Annotated in this window: 17 protein-coding genes and 1 tRNA gene; 7 read left to right on the forward strand and 11 right to left on the reverse strand. The window is 42.5% G+C overall.

Annotated elements, in window-relative coordinates; genetic code table 11:
* Positions 1-123 precede the first annotated feature (123 nt).
* The 9 genes from DMZ48_RS03710 to polA form a co-directional block, all read right to left on the reverse strand.
* Positions 124-2520, reverse strand: coding sequence for an efflux RND transporter permease subunit (locus DMZ48_RS03710; RefSeq protein WP_143953738.1), 2397 nt, complete (start codon positions 2518-2520; stop codon positions 124-126).
* Positions 2521-2565: 45 nt separating this feature from the next.
* On the reverse strand, positions 2566-5082 hold the full coding sequence (locus DMZ48_RS03715) for a DUF5686 family protein (RefSeq protein WP_143953739.1): 2517 nt from the start codon (positions 5080-5082) through the stop codon (positions 2566-2568).
* Between the two features lie 85 nt (positions 5083-5167).
* Positions 5168-5722: a ribosome recycling factor gene (gene frr / locus DMZ48_RS03720; protein WP_143953740.1), complete on the reverse strand. Its 555-nt coding sequence runs from the start codon at positions 5720-5722 to the stop codon at positions 5168-5170.
* A gap of 40 nt (positions 5723-5762) precedes the next feature.
* Positions 5763-6470, reverse strand: a complete 708-nt coding sequence (gene pyrH / locus DMZ48_RS03725) for a UMP kinase (protein ID WP_143953741.1) — start codon at positions 6468-6470, stop codon at positions 5763-5765.
* A 163-nt stretch (positions 6471-6633) separates the two neighbouring features.
* Positions 6634-7458 (reverse strand): translation elongation factor Ts, encoded by an 825-nt coding sequence (gene tsf / locus DMZ48_RS03730; RefSeq protein ID WP_143953742.1) that lies wholly within the window; start codon positions 7456-7458, stop codon positions 6634-6636.
* Between the two features lie 87 nt (positions 7459-7545).
* The gene (rpsB, locus tag DMZ48_RS03735) at positions 7546-8355 is read right to left on the reverse strand and encodes a 30S ribosomal protein S2 (protein WP_143953743.1); all 810 of its coding nucleotides are present in this window, start codon (positions 8353-8355) and stop codon (positions 7546-7548) included.
* Between the two features lie 171 nt (positions 8356-8526).
* Positions 8527-8913, reverse strand: a complete 387-nt coding sequence (gene rpsI / locus DMZ48_RS03740; protein WP_143953744.1) for a 30S ribosomal protein S9 — start codon at positions 8911-8913, stop codon at positions 8527-8529.
* Positions 8913-9368, reverse strand: a complete 456-nt coding sequence (rplM, locus tag DMZ48_RS03745; RefSeq protein WP_143953841.1) for a 50S ribosomal protein L13 — start codon at positions 9366-9368, stop codon at positions 8913-8915. The genes rpsI and rplM overlap by 1 nt, the downstream gene beginning before the upstream one ends.
* A gap of 228 nt (positions 9369-9596) precedes the next feature.
* Positions 9597-12419, reverse strand: coding sequence for a DNA polymerase I (gene polA, locus DMZ48_RS03750; protein WP_143953745.1), 2823 nt, complete (start codon positions 12417-12419; stop codon positions 9597-9599).
* A 117-nt stretch (positions 12420-12536) separates the two neighbouring features.
* Here polA and DMZ48_RS03755 point away from each other — a divergent pair, with 117 nt between their 5' ends.
* From DMZ48_RS03755 to DMZ48_RS03765, 3 genes are all read left to right on the forward strand, one after another.
* Positions 12537-13262: a copper homeostasis protein CutC gene (locus DMZ48_RS03755; protein WP_143953746.1), complete on the forward strand. Its 726-nt coding sequence runs from the start codon at positions 12537-12539 to the stop codon at positions 13260-13262.
* A 63-nt stretch (positions 13263-13325) separates the two neighbouring features.
* Positions 13326-14567 (forward strand): metallophosphoesterase, encoded by a 1242-nt coding sequence (locus DMZ48_RS03760; RefSeq protein WP_143953747.1) that lies wholly within the window; start codon positions 13326-13328, stop codon positions 14565-14567.
* Positions 14568-14659: 92 nt separating this feature from the next.
* On the forward strand, positions 14660-14959 hold the full coding sequence (locus tag DMZ48_RS03765; RefSeq protein WP_143953748.1) for a thioredoxin family protein: 300 nt from the start codon (positions 14660-14662) through the stop codon (positions 14957-14959).
* A gap of 87 nt (positions 14960-15046) precedes the next feature.
* Here DMZ48_RS03765 and DMZ48_RS03770 read toward each other — a convergent pair whose 3' ends face one another.
* Complete coding sequence (locus DMZ48_RS03770) at positions 15047-15688, reverse strand: polysaccharide deacetylase family protein (RefSeq protein ID WP_143953749.1); 642 nt, start codon at positions 15686-15688, stop codon at positions 15047-15049.
* Positions 15689-15704: 16 nt separating this feature from the next.
* Positions 15705-19031 carry a glycosyltransferase family 117 protein gene (locus DMZ48_RS03775; RefSeq protein WP_143953750.1) on the reverse strand — a complete coding sequence of 1109 codons (3327 nt, stop codon included), beginning with the start codon at positions 19029-19031 and terminating at the stop codon, positions 15705-15707.
* Between the two features lie 187 nt (positions 19032-19218).
* Between DMZ48_RS03775 and DMZ48_RS03780 the strand changes: the two genes are divergently transcribed.
* The 4 genes from DMZ48_RS03780 (at position 19219) to infB (ending at position 24187) form a co-directional block, all read left to right on the forward strand.
* Positions 19219-19290 (forward strand) — tRNA-Gln (locus DMZ48_RS03780).
* 338 nt (positions 19291-19628) lie between these two features.
* The gene (gene rimP / locus DMZ48_RS03785; protein WP_143953751.1) at positions 19629-20090 is read left to right on the forward strand and encodes a ribosome assembly cofactor RimP; all 462 of its coding nucleotides are present in this window, start codon (positions 19629-19631) and stop codon (positions 20088-20090) included.
* 13 nt (positions 20091-20103) lie between these two features.
* Positions 20104-21336: a transcription termination factor NusA gene (gene nusA, locus DMZ48_RS03790; protein ID WP_143953752.1), complete on the forward strand. Its 1233-nt coding sequence runs from the start codon at positions 20104-20106 to the stop codon at positions 21334-21336.
* A 37-nt stretch (positions 21337-21373) separates the two neighbouring features.
* A complete protein-coding gene (gene infB / locus DMZ48_RS03795; RefSeq protein ID WP_143953753.1) occupies positions 21374-24187 on the forward strand; it encodes a translation initiation factor IF-2 in 2814 nt (937 codons plus the stop codon).
* Positions 24188-24207: the final 20 nt, after the last annotated feature.

Here is a 24207-nt window from a genome sequence, read left to right on the forward strand (position 1 = left end):
ACGTATACAAAAGGTATATTTGTATTGTTAATAGGAAAAGATACTTCTCTGTATTAAAATATATAAAATGTAGGTTTGGGGGAACCTTAAAGTCTGTTCGGAAATTTTTTCGGCAGACTTTTTTTATTTTATTTCATCTTCATCAGCCTCATCATCCAATACATTGATATGGGGTTCTTTCAGAACTTGCTTGTTGGCAATGTTTCTTTCCAGTGCCAGTAAGAGTGACGGCAGCAGAATCAGGTTGGCCAGCATGGCAAATAAAAGGGTGAAGGATACCAATCCTCCCAATGCCTTGGTTCCGCCGAATTCACTGATCATAAATACGGAGAATCCAAAGAAAAGCACGATAGAAGTATAGAACATGCTTACCCCGGTCTCCCTTAAGGCATTGTATACCGATTTTCTGATATGCCAGTGGTTGGCGGTTAATTCCTGTCTGTATTTGGCCAGAAAATGTATGGTGTCATCGACAGAGATACCGAAAGCGATACTGAACACCAGGATTGTTGACGGTTTGATAGGAATTCCAAGGAAGCCCATCATTCCTGCGGTGATGATCAGTGGTAGTATATTCGGGAGTAAGGAAATGAGTATCATTTTGAACGACCGGAACATATAAGCCATGAAAAGCGAAATGAGCACGATCGCCAGGGCGAGAGACATCACCAGATTCTTAACGAGGTATTTGGTTCCTTTCATGAAAACCAGCGCTTTTCCGGTAACTGTAACATCGTAACGGTCTTCCGGTAAAACCTTGTGTATTCGTTTTTCCAATTCGTTTTCGATGCCTTCCATTTTGTCTGTGCCGATATCCTGCATGAAGGTAGTGATCCTTGCGATCTGACCTGTTGAATCAACAAAACTGTGCAGAAGATTTGAGTTGCCTGATGATTTTTTGGCATAACTTAGGATGAACGTGTTCTCCTGATTGTTAGGAAGCTGATAATAGTTAGGATTTCCGTTATAATAGGCCTGCTTCGAATATTTTACAAGATTGGTGACAGAGATCGGATCTGAAAGCTCAGGAATCTCTCTGATCAGTTCTTCAAGTTCATCCATTCTGCGAAGGGTAGATAGCTTCATGACTCCGTTTCTCCGTTTGGTATCAACCATGATCTCTACGGGAAGCACTCCGTCAAATTCCTTTTCAAAGAATCGGATGTCCTTAAAGAAGGGAGCGCCTTTAGGCATATCTTCGATCAGGCTACCGGAGATTCTGATTTGGTAGATACCGATGATACTTACGATCAGTGCGATCAAAGAAACGATAAATACAGCGATGCGGTGTTCGCGTACCGTTTTTTCCATCCATCCTACAAAAGTTCCAATCCATCTTTTGTTCAGGTGCTTCAGGTGTTTGGTCTTTGGAAGGGGGAGAAAACTGTATATGATGGGTATGATCAGCAGTGATAGTATAAAGATCACAAAGATGTTCAGGGAGGCAACGATACCGAATTCTTTTAATAATTTACTTTCAGTGATAATGAAAGTGGCAAATCCTGCTGCCGTCGTAACATTGGTCATCAGGGTGGCATTCCCAACACGGGATATCACCCGTTGTAAAGATTTAGCCTGGTTTCCGTGCTTCTTTACTTCCTGCTGGTATTTATTGATCAGGAAAATACAGTTCGGGATTCCGATCACAATGATCAGTGGTGGAATAATCGCAGTTAAGACGGTGATCTCGTACCTCAATAAGCCCAGTATTCCGAAAGCCCACATCACTCCGATCATAACGACTACCATCGATATGATGGTTGCTCTTACCGATCGAAAAAAGAAAAAGAAGATCAGGGAAGTGACAAGCAAGGCTGCACCGATGAACAGACTGATCTCATCGATGATACTTTGAGCATTCAGGGTTCTGATATAAGGCATACCAGAAACTCTGACATCCATTCCGGTTCTTTCTTCAAATTCCTTGATCAGTGGTTCGAAATCGTTGAAGACGAAATCTTTTCGGACAGGCGTATTGACGATCTCCTTGTCAAGGTATATGGCGGTTCGTACCGTTTGTGTCTCTTTGTTGTAAAGAAGGTGGTCATAAAAAGGCAGTTTGTGAAATATCTCCTGCTTGATAGAGTCTACGTCCTTTTGTCTTTCGATATTTCCGCCGATCAGGGGCTTTAGCTCAAATTCCTGCTTTTCGGTATTCTTTACGAGGGTTTGTAGATTATCGGTTGAGATTACCAGGGAAACCTCAGGCATCGACATCAATTGCTTGCTCAGTCGGTTCCATTCGTTGAGTTTTCTCGGAGTAAAAAGCGAACTGTCTTTTACCGCGATGACGATCAGGTTACCTTCTTCTCCAAAAACATCCAGAAAATGATTGTATTCAATGTTGACCGGATGATGATCGGGGAGCAGGTTTGCTTCCGTGAAGGTGAAACGCATGTATTTCCATTGCATCGCAAGGAAAACCGTACACGCTGTTAATAGTACCAGGATGAGAATCCTGTTTCTAAGGATAATTCTTGCTACACGCTCCCAAAAGCCTTTCGTGATCCAGTTCGTCATTGAAAAAAATTTCCGTGCAAAGTTAGAAAACTCATATGATAGCGCCTAAATTCCAAGTGATAAATAAAAGGTGAATTTAAACGAAAGATTATCTTCAAATATCGGCAAATGATAAGCGCCGTATCGATACATCAGATTCAGTCCGAATCCGGACAGAATGTTGTTGATCTCAAATCCACTTTCCATGAATCCATTTTCCAGTGAAGTAAAGGGTACGCCCACATGGTTTTGCAGGTCGTTCACGTCACCTATTGCGAATCTGGATATAAGCACGAGTTCCGGATTTATGATCTTTGAAATGTTCCAGGGCTTGAAAAAATATTTTGACTGTAGACTCATGTAACGATCAGAATAGAATTCGTCGAAATACATGGTTTCAAAACTGTCGCGACCGGCTACTGAGAAACGTTGTAGCAGTGCGTCCTTTTTTGGTTGGTTTGGAGAGGCGTGATAAAGTTCGGTTATAGGAAGTTCACCGAAAGCGATACCGCCTCTGAAATTAAAGGTGAATTTACTCTCGTCAAATAGTTCAATTTCGTGTACGATCATCGCCTGGAACTTTGTAAAACTGAAGTCACTTTTGAAAGTATCCTTGAATCCCTGAGTTGCCTGAACGGTAAATTGCGGGAATCCGGTTTTGTATGGCAACACTTCGTCGGCCGTCCTGATGTATTCTGAGAAAGGATCCCAGTGGAATGCAACAGTGGCGGTGCTGGTCTGATAATGCGTAAAAGGTACTTCTCCATCCCTCAGATATACATAATAATAGGTCGGTGCTGTATCCGTATGGTCGAATTGCAGTTTTGCCTTTAATTTCGGGTTGAAATTATAGGCGATATGAGTACTGATCATACGGTTTCTCTGGAATGACGTAATATTGAAAAGCCTCGGTTCAAAAACATAGAATTTTCTCCCTTCGGTAATGAACTTAGAACTTCCCGTTTCAACGAGATCATCTACGTAATTAAAACCAAGCCAGGAATCCGACGCCTTGTCGTACCGATAGGCGCCTCCAAAACCATACTTCAGGTCTTTATCTCGTGTACCATAGGCAGTATAGGCACTCAGTCTTGCATTTTTAGAGAAGCGATCATTGGTAATTGCTCCCATTCCTGTACGAAATGCTTCGTAGTTGTTGTATTTGATCAGGTATTTCAGGTCGAAATCTATATATTTTGTGGTCAGGTAGCCTGTGAAAAGCTTCTTCCAGAATCCTATTTTTTCATTAAGCTTGTTGGCGGTGGCAATGCTGTCGAGTACGACATAAGTTTCCTGGTCGCGAAGGGTGATGCTGTCACTGCGGAATTCATTCCAGTAAGACTCAGGACGTATTGATGCGCTGTCTGCTACTTTTACCGCTAAACCTTTTTCTTCGATATTCACCTTTTGATTAAAAGAAAAATCAAAGGCCGTCTCTCTGGAATAGAATTTAATAAAGGAAGAAACCTTTTCCCTGTTGGTATGATACTCCAGGGTATCGTTTATTTCCGGTTGTTTTTTAATGTCTACTTTTCCAAACAACTTCACCGGAAGATCTTCAGAACCTTCGCCAACGACAATATCGGTTAAGGAGGGAAACCACAGGTTTGAATCTTCGATGTAAAAGTACTCCTGCGTTACGTCGATATCAAGGGTGCCTTTTAGCTGAGCGATCCCCTTTTGAAGGGCATAGCTTTCTTTATCGATGTAAAGGACGCCTTGTAAACGTGCGGTCTTGTGTTCATTGGCAGGGTAATAATAGATCATATACGCATCTCTTCCATATTGTGAAACCGTATCGAGAATACGAAAATTATAAGTGTTGAATGGGTTGTGACTAAGCGGACTTTTGTATTTGGTGCCAAAGAGTTCGTAGGCTTCCTGATAGAATGAGAAAGACTGCAGCTTAAAGCTCAGCAGGCGGTAAACAGGTTCTTCCAATCCGGCCATTCGGTTCGCCATTATGGTTTCCTGCTGTCCAAGTTCCTTTTGAAAAGCCGTATTGGAGAGTGTTTCTGTGATGTATAAATGTGATCGTTCCATTTGTTTTTTCATCGAATAGGCCGTTGAATCGGCGGATACAAATGAAAGTTCACCCTCTCTGGTGGTGAAAATGGAATCAACTTCGCCTTTGAGGTCTTCAGGGTTAGCGGTTACGACTGCTCTTCGGTAGCTTTTGAAGGAATAGGAATTCAGAGCTGTTTTTGGGTCATTCTGTTTTTTAAACGCGATAGCTTTCCGAATAATGTCATCGGCTTGATCTTTGGAGGCGGTAATTTCTACCTGTGAAAGTTCTTTGGTATGAGGGTAGAGTTGTATCGTAATTTTTTTATCAGACGAAACAGGTATCGTTTGTGTTTGATATCCGATATAACTAATGGTCAGGCTGTGTATGTCGGTAGTATATTCGATTTTGAAGTTTCCTTCGATGTCGGTGATGGTAGCAGTGCCGTTATCTGCTATTATCGTTGCGAAAGGAAGAGGTTTATGGTCAGGGTTTGCGGAAATAGTCCCCGTTAGCAATTGCTGTGAGAACAATGCGTTGGTAAACAGAAGAAAGAAAAGTAGTTTGATGCTGTTCATAATTTCGGGTGCCCCTTGTCCTCATTTATAAAACAAACAAAAGCGACTTTCGGAAAAGTCGCTTTTGCTCTGATGTTTTGATCTGTTATACGGTCATGATCTCTTTCTCTTTGATGGCCAGGATCTCGTCCACTTTTTTGATATAGAAATCGGTTAGTTCCTGTACATCGACTTCAGCGTTAGACTTCAGGTCGTCGGAAACGTCGAGTTTTTTGATGTCTTTGTTGGCATCCTGACGTACATTTCTAATGGAGACCTTAGCGTCTTCAGCTTCGCCTTTGGCTTGTTTAACCAGATCCCGACGTCGTTCTTCGGTCAGGGGTGGTACATTTATAATGACCATTTCTCCGTTATTCATGGGGTTAAAGCCAAGATTAGCAAGCATGATACCTCTTTCGATTTCGGTGATCATTGATTTTTCCCATGGTTGAATAGCTATGGTTCTTGCATCCGGCGTGTTGACATTAGCAATCTGATTCAGCGGAGTTTGTGAACCGTAGTAATCGACCATAACACTACCTACCATGGATGGGCTGGCTTTTCCTGCACGGATATTTATCAGCTCTTTCTCAAGGTGTTTCAGGGAACCTTCCATAGATTCTTTGGTACTGTCCAGAATAAAGTCAACTTCTTCGTTCATAACTATTGTATTAATTAACGTCGTGTTCTTTTTATTGTTGTTATAGATTTACCTTGGTTCCGATATTTTCTCCGGATACCACTTTAAGCAGGTTACCTTCCTTATTCATGTCAAAAACGATGATCGGTAAGTTGTTTTCCTGGCTTAGTGTAAAAGCGGTAGTGTCCATTACTTTGAGGCCTTTTTTGATCACATCTTCAAAAGAGATAAAGTCAAATTTAGTGGCGTCTTTATGTTTTTCCGGATCGGCGGAATAGATACCATCAACGCGTGTTCCTTTAAGAATTACGTCGGCGTCTATTTCAATAGCTCTGAGTACAGCTGCAGAATCTGTTGTGAAATATGGATTCCCTGTACCGCCTCCAAAGATCACTACGCGTCCTTTTTCAAGATGACGCATCGCTCTTCTTCGAATGAAAGGTTCTGCTACTTCATTGATCTTGATGGCAGATTGTAATCGGGTCTCTATACCTTCATCTTCAAGAGCACTTTGCAGGGCGAGTCCGTTAATAACAGTGGCTAACATTCCCATGTGGTCACCCTGGACCCTGTCCATACCATTGCTGGCTCCTGCCAGTCCACGGAAGATATTTCCTCCGCCAATTACGATTGCAACTTCAACGCCTTTTTCTACAATTTTATGGATTTCTTCAGCATATTCCTTTAGTCGGTTAGGATCGATTCCGTATTGACGTTCGCCCATCAGGGCTTCTCCACTGAGTTTAAGAAGGATGCGTTTGTACTGCATGGAATTATAAATGGATTTTGATATGATTTCTTATCTGAAAATTAGATTGGAGCAAAAATAAGCAAAAATATTAAGTGCGCTGAAGCAATTAAGGTCTGTAATAAAAAAAGCTCCTGTCAATTTTGACAGGAGCTTTTTTTATGTTTTTGCTTTATATCAGCGTTTATGCAAGAGCAACACGTTCGAAAGCGGTAACGGTAAGGTCACCGTTCACTGATTTCACATACTGAGCAACACTTTGTTTGCTGTCTTTGATGAAATCCTGGTTAACCAGTGTATTGTCTTTAAAGAAACGGTTAAGTTTACCTTTAGCGATATTATCAAGCATAGCTTCAGGCTTACCTTCAGCTCTGAGTTGTTCTTTAGCGATCTCGATCTCTTTGTCGATAACAGATTGATCAACACCTTGCTCATCAAGAGCTACAGGATTCATTGCAGCAGCTTGCATTGCTACGTCTTTGGCAGCAACATCAGCACCATCTACATTAGCAGAAAGTCCTACAAGGGTAGCGATCTTGTTTCCTGCATGGATATAAGAACCTACGAAAGGAGCTTCAAGAATTCTGAAATCACCGATCTCGATCTTCTCACCGATAACACCGGTTTGTTCGATCAATTTGTCAGCAACTTTCATCCCGTTGTATGCTGCATCAAGTAGCGCTTCTTTAGAATCGAAGTTCAGTGCCAGTTCAGCAATTCCTTCTGCAAGGGCTACGAAACCGTCATTTTTAGCAACGAAGTCAGTTTCACAGTTAAGGGACACGATTACTCCTTTGTTTGTGTCAGCGTTCACCTTAGCGATAACTGCACCTTCAGAAGATTCTCTGTCTGCTCTCTTAGCAGCAACTTTTTGACCTTTTTTACGTAGTATTTCGACAGCTTTTTCGAAATCTCCTTCTGCCTCAACCAATGCATTTTTACAATCCATCATACCGGCACCGGTAGATTTTCTGAGCTTGTTTACTTCAGCGGCTGTGATATTTGCCATTTGATTTAACTTTTTAGGTTACTATAAGCAGTTAACCGAATACAAAGATATTTTTGAATTCGGTCAACGGCTTTATGAAATTGTTAATTAATCGTTGTCGTCTGATGACTCTAAGGCTTTAGCCTTTTTCTCCTTAGCAGCTATTTCTGCTTGCATTTCTTCTTGTTCAGCAGCTTCTTTGTCAGCTTTTTCAGCATCTTTATCAGCTTTTCTTTCAACAAGTCCTTCAGAAACAGCAGCGGTTACATGAGTAAGGATCTTTTCGATCGATTTTGAAGCATCGTCATTTGATGGGATCACGTAATCAACCTCTCTTGGGTCTGAGTTCGTATCCACCATCGCAAAGATTGGAATGTTTAATTTTTGTGCTTCTTTAACAGCTATGTGCTCACGCATGGTGTCAACGATAAAGATCGCACCAGGTAAACGGGTCATGTCTGAAATTGAACCAAGGTTTTTTTCAAGCTTGGCTCTTAAACGATCAACTTGTAATTTTTCTTTTTTAGAAAGGGTATCAAAAGTACCGTCCTTCTTCATTCTGTCGATAGCAGCCATTTTCTTAACTGCTTTTCTGATAGTAACGAAGTTGGTAAGCATACCACCTGGCCAACGCTCAGTGATGTAAGGCATGTTTACACCTCCTGCTTTTTCAGCAACGATATCCTTAGCTTGTTTTTTGGTAGCTACGAAAAGAATCTTTCTACCAGAAGCTGCGATCTTCTTAAGGGCTTCATTCGCCTCTTCAAGTTTGGCAGCAGTTTTGTATAAATTGATTACGTGGATCCCGTTACGCTCCATGTAGATGTAAGGAGCCATGTTTGGATTCCACTTTCTGGTAAGGTGTCCGAAGTGTACACCTGCTTCCAGTAAATCTTTAACTTCTATGTTATTTGCCATTTTTCTTAATAGTTTACGTTCCGTTGGAAAATTTAGCAATGTTGAAGTGGTCACTTTTCAGATCGCCATCAGCATTTGGATGCTAAACTAATCTCCGCCTGAAGCGGATCAACGACATTAATTTTTTTCAATAAAGAATGAACAATTGTTCTGTATAGTTCTGATAACGTATTAACGTTTAGAGAACTGGAATTTCTTACGAGCTTTCTTCTGACCGAATTTCTTACGTTCAACCATTCTAGGATCTCTGGTTAGAAGACCTTCTGGTTTAAGAGAACCTCTGTTTTCAGCATCGATCTCGCAAAGCGCTCTGGAGATCGCTAGACGGATCGCCTCAGCCTGACCAGTTACACCACCACCGTAAACATTAACTTTAACGTCAAATGCTTCTTCGTTGTCTGTAAGTGTAAAAGGTTGCTTAACCTTGTACTGAAGTGTTGCAGTTCCGAAGTACTGCGATAAATCTTTTTTGTTGATGGTGATGTCTCCTTTTCCTTCAGAAACATACACTCTTGCAACTGCAGTTTTTCTTCTGCCGATTTTGTGAACTACTTCCATTATTTAAGATCGTTTAAATTAATTGCAGTTGGCTTCTGAGCTTCCTGATTGTGCTCAGTACCAGCATACACTTTTAAATTACGGAAAAGGGCTGCACCAAGTTTGTTCTTAGGTAACATACCTTTAACTGATTTTTCAATCAAACGTGCAGGATCCTTGCTGAATAGCTCGGTTGCAGTTTGAACTCTCTGACCCCCTGGGTATCCGGTATGGCGAACGTATTGTTTTGCCTCCCATTTGTTACCGGTCAAGTTGACTTTCTCAGCATTGATAATTACAACATTATCTCCACAGTCAACGTGCGGGGTGTAATTGGGCTTGTACTTTCCTCTTAGCAATTTTGCTACTTTAGATGAAAGACGTCCCAGCGACTGACCTTCAGCGTCAACTAAAACCCACTGCTTGTCTACAGTTGCTTTGTTCGCTGAAATTGTTTTGTAGCTTAATGTATCCACACTAATTTCTTTAATAATTAAACATTCCATTCCTGTCCGATTTGCGATAGATCGGATTTACAGGGGTGCAAATGTACAATTATTCAAGAAAATAACAAATACCTGAATCAATATTATTCGTGCAGTAAAACATATTGGGTTATAGCAGGTTAATGCGATTACCATGGAAATTCGCTTATTTGCCTGTATACACGGCTTTATCTGACTGCTATAACCGTAGTGTTTTTCTTAATGTGCTTCGAGCCAGTTAGATCCTGTACCAGCCTCGACCTTTAGTGGAACCTGTAGTTTCCATGCGTTCTCCATTTCTGAAACGATCATTGATCTTACCTGATCTAACTCTGGTTTGTATACGTCGAATACCAATTCATCATGTACCTGAAGCAGCATTTTAGTCTTGTAGTTTTCCTGTTCAAGTTTGTTGTAGATATTTATCATTGCGATTTTTATGATGTCTGCTGCACTTCCCTGAATCGGGGCATTTACAGCATTTCGCTCTGCTGCACCTTTTACAACCTGATTGCGGGAATTGATGTCATTGAGATAACGTCGTCTGCCCAGGATCGTTTCTACATAGCCATGCTCGCGGGCAAAAGCTATCTGCTTGTTTATATACTCCTTTAATTTCGGGTAGTTCTCATAATAAGTGTCGATCAGCTCCTTGGCTTCTGTTCGGTTCAGATCCGTTTGATTGCTGAGTCCGAAGGCCGACACTCCGTATATGATACCGAAATTTACGGTTTTTGCGTTGCTTCTTTGTTCGCGTGTCACTTCTTCCAGTGGCACCTTGAAAACCCTTGCTGCTGTAGCAGCGTGAATGTCTGCTCCGTCTCGGAAAGCCTGTATCATATTCTCTTCCTCACTCAGGGCTGCAATGATCCGAAGTTCGATTTGAGAATAATCGGCAGCGAGCAGGATGTAATCTTCATTTCTGGGTATAAATGCTTTTCGTACCTGGCGACCTCTCTCAGTTCGTATCGGAATATTCTGCAGGTTAGGATTATTAGAACTTAATCTTCCTGTGGCGGCCACTGCCTGAGCATACACCGTATGGATACGATGCGTCTTTTTATTGATCTCGTTCGGTAAGGCATCTACATAGGTGCTTAATAATTTGTTCAACTGGCGCCATTCCAGGATGTCTGCCACGATCTGGTGATCCTTTGCTAAATAAGACAAGACATCTTCTGCAGTTGAATATTGTCCTGTTTTGGTCTTTTTGGGCTTGTCAACCAGGTTTAATTTATCGAAAAGAATCGGTCCGAGCTGCTTGGGTGAGGCCAGGTTGAATTCTTCTCCAGCCTGTTCATAGATCGAAGCCTCAAGTCGGGAAATGTCTTTTTTCAAAACCTCTGACAAGGTTTTTAAGTAAGCTGCATCAAGATTTATCCCTTCGATCTCCATGGCAGCGAGAACTTTGACCAAGGGTGATTCTGTTTCCCGGAATAGTTTCTCAGCATTGCGTTTCGGGAGTTCTGCCTCAAAAAGATTCTTAAGCTGTAGCGTAATGTCAGCATCTTCTACAGCATATTCAGTTTGTTCGGCAAGTGGAACACTTCTCATGGATCGCTGGTTCTTCCCTTTTTTACCGATCAGCTTTTCTATGGGTACCGGACTATAATTCAGATAGGTTTCGGCCAGTACATCCATATTATGGCGCATATCCGGATTGATAAGGTAGTGGGCGATCATCGTGTCGAAAACCGGACCGTTTACCTTGATGTTATAATTGGATAAGACTTTGATGTCGTATTTCAGATTCTGACCGGTCTTTTCGATTTGCTCCGATTCAAAGAAGGGTCTGAACTCTTCCAGTATCTGTTGTGTCTCCTCATTATCTTCCGGGAATGCCAGGTAATAACCCTTTCCGGGTTCCCATGAAAACGCACAACCTACTATCTCAGCTTCCAGTGCCTTAATACTGGTGGTCTCGGTGTCAAAGCAAACGCTGGTTTGCTCCATCAATTTACCCAACAGTAGTTTTCTGCTCAGTGCGGAATCGACGAGCTGATAAGAATGCGCTATTTCGGAAATGTTTTTAAAGCCTCCGGTATCTGTTACAGGGCCTGATTCGGTAGCGCCGCTTCCGAAAAGGTCGTACTGTACGTTGAGATCGTCATTTACCGCCTGTGAAGCCGTGTTTTCCTCAACGCTTCCTTCGGGAGAATAATTGAAGGTTCGCATTAGATTTTCTGCGAGGCGTCTGAATTCGAGTTCCTGAAAGATCTCTTTCACCTTATCGAAATCGGGAGTGTTCAATTCGAAATCCTCTTCGTGGAAAGTAACCGGAACATCGGTTAAGATTCTTGCGAGCTTTTTGGAAAGGATCCCCAGTTCGGCATTTTCCGCAACTTTCTCCTTCATTTTACCCTTTAATTTTGAGGTATTCTCAAGTAGGGCTTCCATGCTTCCAAACTCTTTAAGGAATTTTTTCGCTGTTTTTTCTCCAACTCCCGGTAACCCCGGGATATTGTCCACTGCATCACCCATCATGCCCAGGAAATCGATTACCTGCTCCGGGCGCTCTACTTCGAATTTCTCGCATACCTCCGGGATACCCCATATCTCGATTCCATTTCCCATACGGGCAGGGCGATACATGAATATATTGTCTGAAACCAGTTGAGCGAAATCCTTATCCGGAGTAACCATGAAGGTTTTGTACCCTGCTGTTTCAGCCTGCTTTGCTAATGTACCGATGATGTCGTCTGCTTCAAATCCGGATTTTTCAATCACCGGAATATGCATGGCCTTTAAGATCTCCTGAATGATAGGTACGGCGATACGTATCGCTTCGGGCGTTTCATCACGGTTTGCCTTATAGGCTTCGAACATCTCTGAACGAAATTCGCTTCCACCTTTGTCAAATGCGACTGCAAGATGATCCGGCTTTTCCCTTTTGATCACATCGAGCAAGGAATTCATAAAGCCCATTACCGCCGAGGTGTCCATTCCTTTTGAATTGATCCTTGGATTTTTTATGAATGCGTAATAGCCTCTGAATATCAGCGCGTAAGCGTCAAGTAAGAATAGTCGTTTTTGTTCAGACATGATTTTGCAACAAATTTATTTCGGTAAAAATAAGGAAGTTTTTAACGAATAGGGTGTAATTTCAAGGCAAATAAATTGCGTATTTTTAAGGGGAGTGCCTCTTTAAAGCTAAATTATATGAGAACAGAAATTTGTGCATCTTCGCTTCGTTCGGCAATCAATGCGGCTGAGGCCGGAGCCGATCGGATCGAACTATGCAGTGAACTTTTACTTGGAGGTGTAACACCTTCTTACGGGATGATCCGGGAAGTGGTTCGTAAGATCGATATACCGGTTTATGTTTTGATCAGGCCCAGAAGCGGAAATTTCACCTACACGGCGGAAGAACTCGAAATCATGAGAAATGATATTCGAATGTGTGCTGAACTGGGTTGTAAGGGTGTGGTGAGCGGTGTCCTTAAAAAAGATCATACCATAGATTCAGTGGCTACTGCCGGATTGATGGAAGCTGCCGGCGAAATGGATTTTACCTTTCATCGGGGATTCGACTGGACACCCGACCAGAAGGATGCTGCAACAAGACTTGTGAACATTGGCTGCAAGCGGGTTTTGAGTAGTGGCGGTATGCCTTCTGCACATGAAGGAATTGATAGGCTGATTTTCCTGGATCGTATTTTTATGGATACACTGACGATAATGCCTGGAGGGGGGATTAATGAACGCAATATCGGAGCTTTTAAAAAAGCTGGATTTAGGGAGATACATTTTTCGGCCTCCGTGATGCATCGTTCAGACGAGGCGAAGCCGGCAATTTCCTTTATGCCGCAAAGTCTCCCTGATGACCAGACATTTTATTTTTCTGATAAAGAGAAGATTAAAAGAATGGTAAACTTAGTTAAATAATCTTTAAATGGTAGGTCTTGCAGCCGGATAAGGATACTTTTGTGTTAAAACGATCAAACCTATATGTCCCGATTTTTTATTTTTCTCGGTATACTATATCTCATAGGAACATTTTATGGATTCCAGGCCTTCCGGACACTGGTTCGTAATCCATATATACAGGTTTTCTATATTCTTATTTTCCTGGCGGTGCTGGCTAATGTTTATTTTCAATTCAGCAATTTTGACCGCTCTCAGGGAATGTCTCCTTCGATGGGAATTTCGGTAGGGTTGTTTCTGGCGTTTATGGCACTTGGTTTTTGTTCCGGGATCTTTATGCTGATCGAAGATGTGATCCGTGGCTTCAGTTGGGTGATCTCTAAAACAGGTACCGGATCCGGAAATGATACAGTGGTTTCCTTTCCGTCCCGACGAAAATTTGTCAGTCAGATCGCACTGGGGATAGCGGCAATACCCTTCACGTCACTTCTTTATGGAATGTATAAAGGGAAATATGATTTTCAGGTGATGAAATATACCCTGGAATTCGATGATCTTCCCGAAGCCTTTGACGGGTACAGGATCACTCAGATATCCGATATTCACAGTGGTAGTTTCGATAATCATAAGATGGTGGAATATGCGGTTGATCTCATTAACAAACAGGAGTCAGATGTACTTCTCTTTACTGGTGATATCGTAAATAGTGTGGCTCGGGAACTCTATCCCTGGAAAGAAACGTTCTCCAGACTGAAGGCAAAAGATGGAGTCTTTTCAGTTTTAGGGAATCATGATTATGGTGATTATGCGGAATGGCCTACCGAGGAAGACAAAGCAGCAAATCTGGATGAGCTGAAAGAACTACAGAAGGAGATGGGCTTTGATCTTTTGCTGAATGAAAGCCGGTATTTAGAGCGTGGAAACGACAGAATCGCCCTGGTTGGTGTTGAGAATTGGGGAGCCGGAGGCTTTAAGAAAGCCGGGGATCTTAATAAGGCTGTTTCCGGAATTTCAGGAGAAGATTTTAAGGTGCTGATGAGTCATGATCCTACCCATTGGGAATTTGAAGTACTGCCGCATGATTATCATTTCCATCTCACGTTGAGCGGGCATACCCATGGGATGCAATTTGGAGTAGAGATACCTGGTTGGATCAAATGGAGTCCGGCGAAATACCGCTATAAACAATGGGCGGGAATCTATGAACAACTCGGACAGTATATCAATGTGAATCGCGGACTCGGCTATATTGGTTATCCCGGAAGAGTGGGTATCTGGCCTGAGATTACCGTCATCGAATTAAAGCGAAAAAACACCCTTGCCTAAAGTCACCTCTTACCCTAAATGTCAGTGTTAATGCGGTTTTATTAGTTTTTTTATTACATTTGATCTATCAAGTTGTTAAAATTCAAATGTATATGTCAAAATTTGGCGAACTAATTGATGTTAACATACCAGTTCTTCTGGATTTTTACACCGAATGGAATGAATCTTCCACTGCTATGCATCCTGTGCTTAGGGATGTAGCGGCAGCTTTAGGTGATAAAGCCAGAGTCATTAAAATCGACGTTGATAAGAATCAGGAACTGGCAGATGCACTTCGTGTGAAGGGTTTGCCTACATTGATGATCTATAAAAGCGGCGAGATGGTTTGGAGACAGAGTGGAGAGCAGGATGCCAATACGCTTATCGGATTGCTGCAGGAATACGTTTCCTGATGGAAGCTCCGCAAGTTACGTTACGCATTTGAATCGATCGATCCCTTATCTTTTCGAAAAGCTCTTTGTGTCTTTAATTTACCTGATTCAAATCGCCATAAACCGGTAGCCTTCTTCCCTGAGGTCGTTGAGTATTCTCGGTAATGAAGGTTTTAGTCTGTCAGCAGCTTTAAGGCTGTCATGAAAGACGATAATACTTCCCTTTGCTGTATTTCGCATCACATTCATATAGCATTTTTCCGGATCGATCTTCTGATCGAAATCAGCGCTTAGTACATCGAACATGATTATGGAATAATTATCGGCGATCAGTTGATTGGTAATGCCTGTGGTGATCTTTCCGTAAGGGGGTCTGAATAGTTTGGTGTTTGCATCCTTTCCGGTATATTCACTGATGATATCTCCGGTTTTACGAACACTGTCCATGTAGGATTTATGATCGCTTTTAAGTGCATTTTCATGATGATAGGTGTGGTTTCCGATGTGGTGGCCTCGGTCAATGATCTCCCGGAACAATTCCGGGTATTCTTTTATATTTCTTCCGATACAGAAAAAGGTGGCTTTGGCATTCACCTTGTCCAGTTCATTCAATACAAAATCGGTGACTCCGGGTGTGGGGCCATCATCAAAGGTGAGGTATACCTCCTTTTCATCTGCGGGAAGATCCCAGACCAGTTTTGGCATCAGCCATTTAACCGTTCTGGGAGTTTTAATAAAATAATTCTTCATCGTTCTCCTGTCATGCTTATTCCGCACTGTCGATCGTGGCAGTATCCAATGGTACAGCCTGTTGTGCGTCTGCAGGTATGTCAGAGGAAGGTGTCTTAGCAGGTAATGCTGAAGACTTGAGTATTGCTATAGATTCCATGTATTCGTTGAATTTGGAAGCCTCTTCCATGCCTAGTTCCTTGTCTCCATTGGTAATGATAATATCGATCAGGCTTCGGTAACGCTCAACATTTGTGATAATATCGTCTCCTAACATGTATTGGCTTTCAACATCCAGGCTGCTGTAGTATTCCAGGTATTCCTGGTATTTGCGTGCCACTTTCTTGTAGAGATCTCTTGCTTTTTCCTGTTCTCCAACCTTGTAATATCCGTCGATATACGGTTCGAGGAACACATAGTATCCAAAGTATCCGAAAGGCATTTTTTCCATAGCCAGATCGAGTACATCCTTTGCTTTCTGCGTTTTACCTGTAGCGATCAGTTTTTCGGAAAGGCGTGCCAGGTTTCCACGGTATGAGATGCTGTTCTTGCGCGTTTCCGGATCATGATAGATATCCGGAGATTCCGAATTCCCCCAATCCCATTTCATGATGATGTCGTACATCAGATCTTCATCGATACGGCCCATTTCATAAGGGTTTCTTTTGTCGATCTCAGTTTTGACAGGAACGAGCTTGTAAACGAGGCCGTCTAACTGCAAGTAATCTTTCATCCACATGTACTCAGCTTTGTCGAAGCTTCCGCCAGTGAAATAGATCGGACGTTCCCAGTTATTGTTCGCCAGAATATCCAGCATAAGTATTCTGTTCTTGGTAAGTGCACTTTCCGGCAGGTCGATGTCGATATAATCAACGATCTGAGCGGAGTCTTTTTCTTTCACCAGTCCGGTCTTCAGGACCATTTCTTTATTTACCGGAACTCTGATCTTATTGGTTGGGTAGAAGTGCAGGTTCAGGTAACTTTCCGGATAACCGCTAATGTCTTTGCCTTGTTTTTTAACAAGGTTCTCAATAGTATTGTCATCATTTGCGATCCAGTTCATAAAGCGCTTGATATCCCATCGCTCATTGGTCAGTGGCTGGTAATAAACCGCATCTCTTACTCCATAAGCGTATTTGTCATGGGTGAGCTGAGAAGGAATCGGTTTACTTTCGTAAGCAGCGCGTTTCATCTGATCGATGTACCAGTCTGTTGCGAAGAGACTGGTGTTGATGGTACGAACATCGGTACGGTATCCTTCGATCTCCTGGGCATACCAGAGCGAGAAGGTATCGTTATCACCGATGGTGAATAGCATGCTCCCGGCATCCTCTTCAATGGAGTCAAGGTAAGACTTCGCCATTGATTGAGCGGTGAATCGGTTAGAACGGTCGTGATCGTCCCAGTTTTGAGAGGCCAGAATTCCGGGTACTGCGATCAAACAGATTACAGAGATCGCCGGAGCCAGTATCTTCGGACTAATAAATTTCTTGAGCTCGTCGAACAATGCGAATACGCCCATACCGATCCAGATAGAGAAAACATAGAAGGAACCTACAAGAGCATAGTCTCTCTCACGAGGTTCGAACGGTCTTTCGTTCAGATAGATCTTTAAGGCAAGTCCGGTAAACATGAATAGCACAAAAAGAACCCAGGTGTATTCTTTGCTTACTTTCAGCAGGAACAGGAAACCTATGATTCCAAGAAGGAATGGCAGAAAATAATAGGTATTACGAGCTTTATTATTTAGTACATCTGATGGCAGATTATCCTGAGACCCCAGTCTGTTGGAGTCTACAAAATCAATTCCGCTCAACCAGTTGCCGTGATTGTCGAGTTTTCCCTGAATATCATCCTGACGTCCTACGAAATTCCACATAAAATAACGCAGATACATATAGTTCATCTGAAATTCAAACAGGTAATTCAGGTTTTGCCAGATCGTTGGTTTTTCAATTTGAAGGGCGTCCTTGAACTCAGAAATAAAGCTCACATACTGGTTGTAATCGATTTTTCCGGAGGCCAGGTCACGTTTCATCTGTGAAACAGCGTCGACCAATTGTGTTTGTCCTCTGTATTCAGGTTTAACATTGACGTCTATCGGACCTGTAATCCTCATATAATTAGCAGCGTGTTCAGTACTCCACAATCTGGGAAAGAGTCCTTCCTGTTCAATATTTGGGGCTACACGAGCGTTCTTGTATTTGTTTACGATAACATATTTTCCGGTCTTGTGGTCGCGCTCGTATTTCGGTTTGTCATCCATGTATTGCTTTTCCGGGTCGGAATTTTGTCCAGCATAGGCATCTGTAAACATCGGACCGTAAAAAAGGTGCGTCTCCGGATATTGTTCGAGATTGTAATACGCGAGTAACTGTCTGGCATCGGTCGGACTATTTTCATTGATTACGGTGCCGGCATTGGCGCGAATCGGAACCATGAGCCAGGTTGAGAAACCGATCAGAATGAACATGATACTCAGTACGATACTGTTCATGATCTTCTGATTATTCTTAAAGGTGTATTGTAGTGTGAAATAGAAGAACGCGATGATCAGTAACGCAGCGATGATAGTTCCTGAGTTGAATGGGAGTCCGATACTGTTCACAAAGAAAACTTCCAGATACCCGAAAAGTTTCATCACGTTCGGTAAAAGAAGTTTGAAAATGAACAAAAGTATGGCTATCGAAATTACGTTAGCTATAATAAAGGACTTGAAGGTGAATTTTTCAGTGGTCTTGAAGTAGTAGATCATTCCGATGGCCGGAATGGTCAGTAATGCCATAAAGTGAACCCCAAATGAGAGTCCTATAACAAGAGAGATCAATACAAGCCAGCGGTTACCGCGGGGTTCATGTAATTCGTCAGCCCAGCGAAGACCCAGCCAGAACATCAGCGACATGAGGAGAGTGGCCATGGCATAAACTTCAGCCTCTACAGCATTGAACCAAAAACTGTCGGTATAGGTGAAAGCCAGTGAGCCGACCACACCACTACCGAGTATGGCTATATAGGAAGCTGTATTCAGTTCTCCTGATTTGGCAGCCAGTTTCTTAGTGATGTTAGTGATACACCAGAACATAAATAGGATAGTAAATGCACTGGAGAAAACAGACATGTGATTTACGGTGACTGCTACCAGTTCATCGTTTCCTGCAAACATAGCGAAGAAGGCACCCATCATCTGGAAGAACGGAGCTCCCGGAGGATGGCCAACCTGAAGTTTAGCCGAGGTGGAAATATATTCACCCGCATCCCAGAAGCTGGAAGTAGGTTCTACTGTGAGATGGTAGGTGAGTAATGCAATGGCGAAAACTACCCATCCGAGAATAGTATCCCACTTTTTAAATTGCTTAGCAGTCATGTAAAAGATTTTCGATGTCGGTGGCGAATTTAGTAATAATTATACTATTGAAGTCAAGAATTCGAGTACGTTAACAATACGTTTGAAAAATAAATTCAAATAATTTTTAAAAATATTTGCGCATATGAAACTTTGTTATAAATTTGCACCTGCTTTTAGAGATCAGGTCAAAAAAAGCATCAGATATTGGCCTATGGTGTAATTGGTAACACAGCTGATTTTGGTTCAGTCGTTCAAGGTTCGAGTCCTTGTAGGCCAACGGAAAAAGCTTCCCACTCGGGAAGCTTTTTTTGTCTTATAGCCTCTGATATTCAGGCTTTTAATTTCCGGTGATGTCCCTAAGTTCTCCGGATGTTTCTTCAGGAGATTTTTCAGGTGAATAATCGTTACTGGCTTGGTTCGGTAAGCGTGTTTTTTTAGCGGATGTTTTGCAACGACTGAATGTGATTCTTTTTGCGGATGTAAAGTCTTCGTTCAGGGAAAATTAAAAGCTGTGAAACTTTATTTTAGCGGAATTATTTGTATATTTGCGCCGTTGAAAGTGAAGATTTGAATTCAGAGGGGACAAAAAGTCCCCTCTTTTTATACTAAATACTGATGTTGAAGGATAAGGTTATTGAATTGTTGGATCGTGCATTTGAGGAGAGAGAAGATCTCTTTCTGATCGATTTCAGCATTACCCCGGATAACAAAATTCGAGTAATCATCGATGGAGATACGGGTGTTTCGCTGAATGATTGTATCTTCGTAAGCAGACAGGTGGAGCATAACCTGGACAGAGAGGAAGAAGATTTTTCTCTGGAAGTGAGTTCTCCGGGTGCTACAGAGCCGCTTCAGCATCAAAGACAGTATTTAAAGAATATTGGCAGAACACTTAAAGTATCTACTGCTGAAGGCGAATTTGAAGGGAAGCTGGTATCTTCGGATGCTTCCGGATTGAAGTTGGAGTGGAAAGCCAGAGAGCCTAAACCGGTCGGTAAGGGCAAGCATACGGTACTGAAAGAAAAAGAAGTCTCCTATGGGGATATTGTTGAAGCTAAAGTTGTGATAACGTTTTAATTAAGAAATTGACATGGAAAATCTTGCATTGATCGATTCATTTTCGGAGTTTAAAGATGATAAACTCATTGATCGTGTGACGTTAATGGCCATTTTGGAGGATGTTTTCAGAAATGCGCTTAAGAAAAAGTTTGGGTCTGATGATAATTTTGATATTATTATCAATCCAGATAAGGGTGACCTTGAGATCTGGAGAAACAGGGTTGTGGTTGCTGACGATGACGTCGAAGACGACAATCAGGAGATCTCATTGAGCGAAGCAAGAAAGATCGAGCCCGATTTTGAAGTAGGTGAGGATGTATCTGAGGAGGTGAAGCTGATCGACCTTGGAAGGAGATCGATTCTTGCACTGCGTCAGAATCTGATTTCGAAGATCCATGAGCATGATAATACAACGATCTATAAGCAGTTTAAAGATCTTATAGGTGAGATATATACAGCAGAAGTGCATCATATTCGTCATAAGGCCGTAATTTTGCTTGATGATGAAGGTAATGAGATTATTCTGCCAAAAGAAAAACAGATCCCTTCTGATTTTTTCAGAAAAGGAGAAAATGTAAGGGGTATCATCGAAAGTGTAGAGCTGAAAGGTAATAAACCGATGATCCTGATGTCGCGTACCGCACCGGAATTCCTGGAGAAATTATTCGAACAGGAGATTCCTGAGGTGTTTGACGGACTCATCACGGTGAAGCGAGTAGTTCGTATTCCTGGTGAGAAAGCCAAAGTGGCAGTAGATTCTTATGATGACAGAATCGATCCTGTCGGAGCTTGTGTGGGTATGAAAGGATCCAGAATTCACGGTATCGTAAGAGAACTTGGAAACGAGAATATCGATGTGATCAATTTTACCAACAACCCGCAGCTTTTCATCAGCAGGGCGCTAAGTCCGGCTAAAGTAACTTCGGTAAGTCTTAATGATGAGACCATGCATGCTGAAGTATTGCTGAAGCCTGAGGAAGTTTCCAAGGCTATCGGAAAAGGAGGTTTCAATATCCGACTTGCAGGGCAATTGACCGGTTATGAGATCGATGTGCTGCGCGAAGGTGCGGAAGAAGATGTAGAGCTAACTGAATTCTCAGATGAGATCGAAGCATGGATCATTCAGGAATTCAGAAAGATCGGACTTGACACGGCGAAAAGTGTTCTTGATCAGGATATAGATGACCTGGTAAAACGTACCGATCTTGAAGAAGAAACAATTATAGAAGTGGTTAAGATCCTTAAAGAAGAGTTCGAGGATTAGACCAAGCATAAAAAAAATCTGGAATAACAAATAATTTATGGCTGAAAACGCAACATTGAGGCTTAACAAAGTTCTGAGGGAATTGAACATTTCGCTTGACAGGGCAGTGGAATACCTCGCTTCCAAAGGTATAGATGTGGAAGCAAGGCCTACTACCAAGATCACAGGTGAAGTGTACAATGTTCTTTTGGACGAATTTCAAACAGACAAAAGTAAAAAGGTTGCTTCCAAAGAAGTTGGTGAGGAAAAACGTAAGGAGAAGGAAGCGATCAGACAGGAGCAGGAGAAGGAGCTTGAACTTCGCCGCAAAAAGCAGGAAGAACAGGAAGTGGTACGTGCCAAAGCCAATCTTTCGGGCCCAAAAACTGTGGGTAAAATAGACCTGGAACCCAAGCAGGAGGAAGAAAAGCCTCAAGAACCGGAAGCTGTTGAAGAAAAGACAGAAGCCGTTGCTCCTGAAGCAGAAACGAAACCAGAGGAAAAAGTTGCGGAAACTCCGGTTGAGAAGAAAGCTGAGGAAAAGCCGGTGCCTCCGGCGGAACCTGTTAAACCTGTTGCTGAGAAACCCGTGGAGAAAAAACCAGAACAGCCGGTTAAGAAGCCGGTTTTCAAAAAAGTGATCGTGGACGACGAAGAAGTGTCGACCGAAAAACTGGAAACGAACTATACCAAACTTTCCGGTCCTAATTTTACAGGAGAGAAGATCGATCTTTCTCAGTTTAATAAGCCTAAGAAAAAGAAAGAAGCGCCAAAAGACCAGGCTGGAGATAAAGATAAAAAGCAAACTCAGGGTCAGGGAAGCGCAGACGATAAGAAAAAACGTCGAAGAAGAATCAGTAAGGACAGCAAAGGAGGAGGTCCGAACCAAGGCGGTGGAGGTAGATTCAATAAGGATAAGAACCAACGCGGTAAAGGTCGTCGCCCTCAGGTAGAAAAGGTTGAGCCTACTGAAGAAGAAGTACAAAAACAAGTACGGGAAACCCTGGAAAAACTTCAGGGTAAAGCTACGAAGTCTAAAGGAGCTAAATACCGTAGAGAGAAAAGGGATATCCACCGTCAGAAGACGGAAGATGAGCTGGCACAACAAGAAGCAGAAAGCAAGGTATTGAAAGTAACGGAGTTCGTTACAGTTAATGAGCTTGCTACACTGATGGATGTTTCGGTAACTCAGATCATTTCAGCCTGTATGTCACTGGGTATGATGGTTACGATGAACCAGCGTCTGGATGCAGAGACCCTTTCAATTATCGCTGAAGAATTCGGATTTGAAGTGGAATTTATCACGGCAGATATCGAAGAAGCGATCACTGAAGAAGAAGATAAACCAGAAGATCTCAAGCCACGTGCGCCGATTGTAACCGTAATGGGTCACGTTGACCACGGTAAAACATCCTTGCTGGATTACATTCGAAAAGAGAATGTGATCGCAGGAGAGAGTGGTGGTATCACCCAGCACATCGGAGCTTATGGTGTTGAGCTTTCTGACGGACAAAAAATAACATTCCTGGATACACCGGGTCACGAGGCGTTTACCGCGATGCGTGCCAGAGGTGCTCAGGTTACTGACCTTGCGATCATTGTGGTTGCTGCTGATGATGATGTAATGCCTCAGACAAAAGAGGCGATCAGTCACGCACAGGCCGCTGGTGTTCCGATCGTATTTGCGATCAACAAGGTGGATAAGCCTACCGCAAATCCTGATAAGATCAAAGAAGGTCTTGCGAACATGAACCTTCTTGTTGAAGATTGGGGTGGTAAGATCCAGTCACAGGATATCTCAGCTAAGACCGGGCAAGGGGTTAAGGAATTACTCGAAAAAGTATTGCTTGAAGCCGAATTGCTGGAATTACAGGCGAATCCTGATAAACTGGGTAATGGTACGGTTGTGGAAGCATTCCTAGATAAGGGTCGTGGTTATATCGCTACAGTACTCGTTCAGGGTGGTACTCTTAAGATCGGAGATTATCTGTTGGCAGGTACCCATAGTGGTAAGATCAAGGCGATGCATGATGAGCGAGGAAATGTAGTGAAGGAAGCTGGTCCATCTACGCCTATTTCGATACTCGGATTAGACGGGGCTCCTCAGGCAGGTGATAAGTTCCATGTTTTCGAAGATGAAAGAGAAGCGAAACAGATCGCTGCGAAACGTACACAATTGATGCGTGAGCAGTCGGTAAGAACGCAACGTCACATCACACTCGATGAGATCGGAAGAAGGATCGCACTTGGTGACTTTAAAGAGCTTAACATTATCCTTAAAGGGGATGTGGATGGTTCTGTGGAGGCGCTTACGGATTCATTCCAGAAATTGTCTACCGAAGAAATTCATATCAATATCATTCATAAGGCTGTAGGTCCTATTACCGAGTCTGATGTATTGCTGGCAACTGCTTCAGATGCGATCATCATCGGATTTAACGTAAGGCCAATGGGTAATGCAAGATTGGTAGCAGATAAAGAAGAGATCGATATCAGAACCTATAGTATTATCTATGATGCGATCAATGATCTGAAAGATGCGATGGAAGGTATGCTTTCTCCTGAAATGAAGGAAGAGATCACCGGTACTGCCGAGATCCGTGAAACCTTTAAGATTTCTAAGGTGGGTACGATCGCAGGTTGTATGGTTACCGATGGTAAGATCTTTAGAAACTCTAGTATCCGACTGATTCGTGATGGTGTGGTAATCTACACCGGGGAGCTTTCCTCGCTGAAACGCTTCAAAGACGATGTTAAGGAGGTTTCCAAAGGATATGACTGTGGTGTGCAGGTGAAGAATTATAATGACATCAAAGAAGGTGATATCATCGAAGGATTCCAGGAAGTAGCTGTGAAAAAGAAACTGAAATAATAGTTCGAAATGTATACGTA

This window comes from Robertkochia solimangrovi, from assembly GCF_007279655.1.
In the GTDB taxonomy this organism is placed as follows: domain Bacteria; phylum Bacteroidota; class Bacteroidia; order Flavobacteriales; family Flavobacteriaceae; genus Robertkochia; species Robertkochia solimangrovi.

Coding starts and splice junctions, on each gene's coding strand:
- DMZ48_RS03710 (WP_143953738.1), bottom strand. CDS start 2,520: ATGACGAACTGGATCACGAAAGGCTTTTGGGAGCGTGTAGCAAGAATT.
- DMZ48_RS03715 (WP_143953739.1), bottom strand. CDS start 5,082: ATGAACAGCATCAAACTACTTTTCTTTCTTCTGTTTACCAACGCATTG.
- frr (WP_143953740.1), bottom strand. CDS start 5,722: ATGAACGAAGAAGTTGACTTTATTCTGGACAGTACCAAAGAATCTATG.
- pyrH (WP_143953741.1), bottom strand. CDS start 6,470: ATGCAGTACAAACGCATCCTTCTTAAACTCAGTGGAGAAGCCCTGATG.
- tsf (WP_143953742.1), bottom strand. CDS start 7,458: ATGGCAAATATCACAGCCGCTGAAGTAAACAAGCTCAGAAAATCTACC.
- rpsB (WP_143953743.1), bottom strand. CDS start 8,355: ATGGCAAATAACATAGAAGTTAAAGATTTACTGGAAGCAGGTGTACAC.
- rpsI (WP_143953744.1), bottom strand. CDS start 8,913: ATGGAAGTAGTTCACAAAATCGGCAGAAGAAAAACTGCAGTTGCAAGA.
- polA (WP_143953745.1), bottom strand. CDS start 12,419: ATGTCTGAACAAAAACGACTATTCTTACTTGACGCTTACGCGCTGATA.
- DMZ48_RS03755 (WP_143953746.1), top strand. CDS start 12,537: ATGAGAACAGAAATTTGTGCATCTTCGCTTCGTTCGGCAATCAATGCG.
- DMZ48_RS03760 (WP_143953747.1), top strand. CDS start 13,326: ATGTCCCGATTTTTTATTTTTCTCGGTATACTATATCTCATAGGAACA.
- DMZ48_RS03765 (WP_143953748.1), top strand. CDS start 14,660: ATGTCAAAATTTGGCGAACTAATTGATGTTAACATACCAGTTCTTCTG.
- DMZ48_RS03770 (WP_143953749.1), bottom strand. CDS start 15,688: ATGAAGAATTATTTTATTAAAACTCCCAGAACGGTTAAATGGCTGATG.
- DMZ48_RS03775 (WP_143953750.1), bottom strand. CDS start 19,031: ATGACTGCTAAGCAATTTAAAAAGTGGGATACTATTCTCGGATGGGTA.
- rimP (WP_143953751.1), top strand. CDS start 19,629: ATGTTGAAGGATAAGGTTATTGAATTGTTGGATCGTGCATTTGAGGAG.
- nusA (WP_143953752.1), top strand. CDS start 20,104: ATGGAAAATCTTGCATTGATCGATTCATTTTCGGAGTTTAAAGATGAT.
- infB (WP_143953753.1), top strand. CDS start 21,374: ATGGCTGAAAACGCAACATTGAGGCTTAACAAAGTTCTGAGGGAATTG.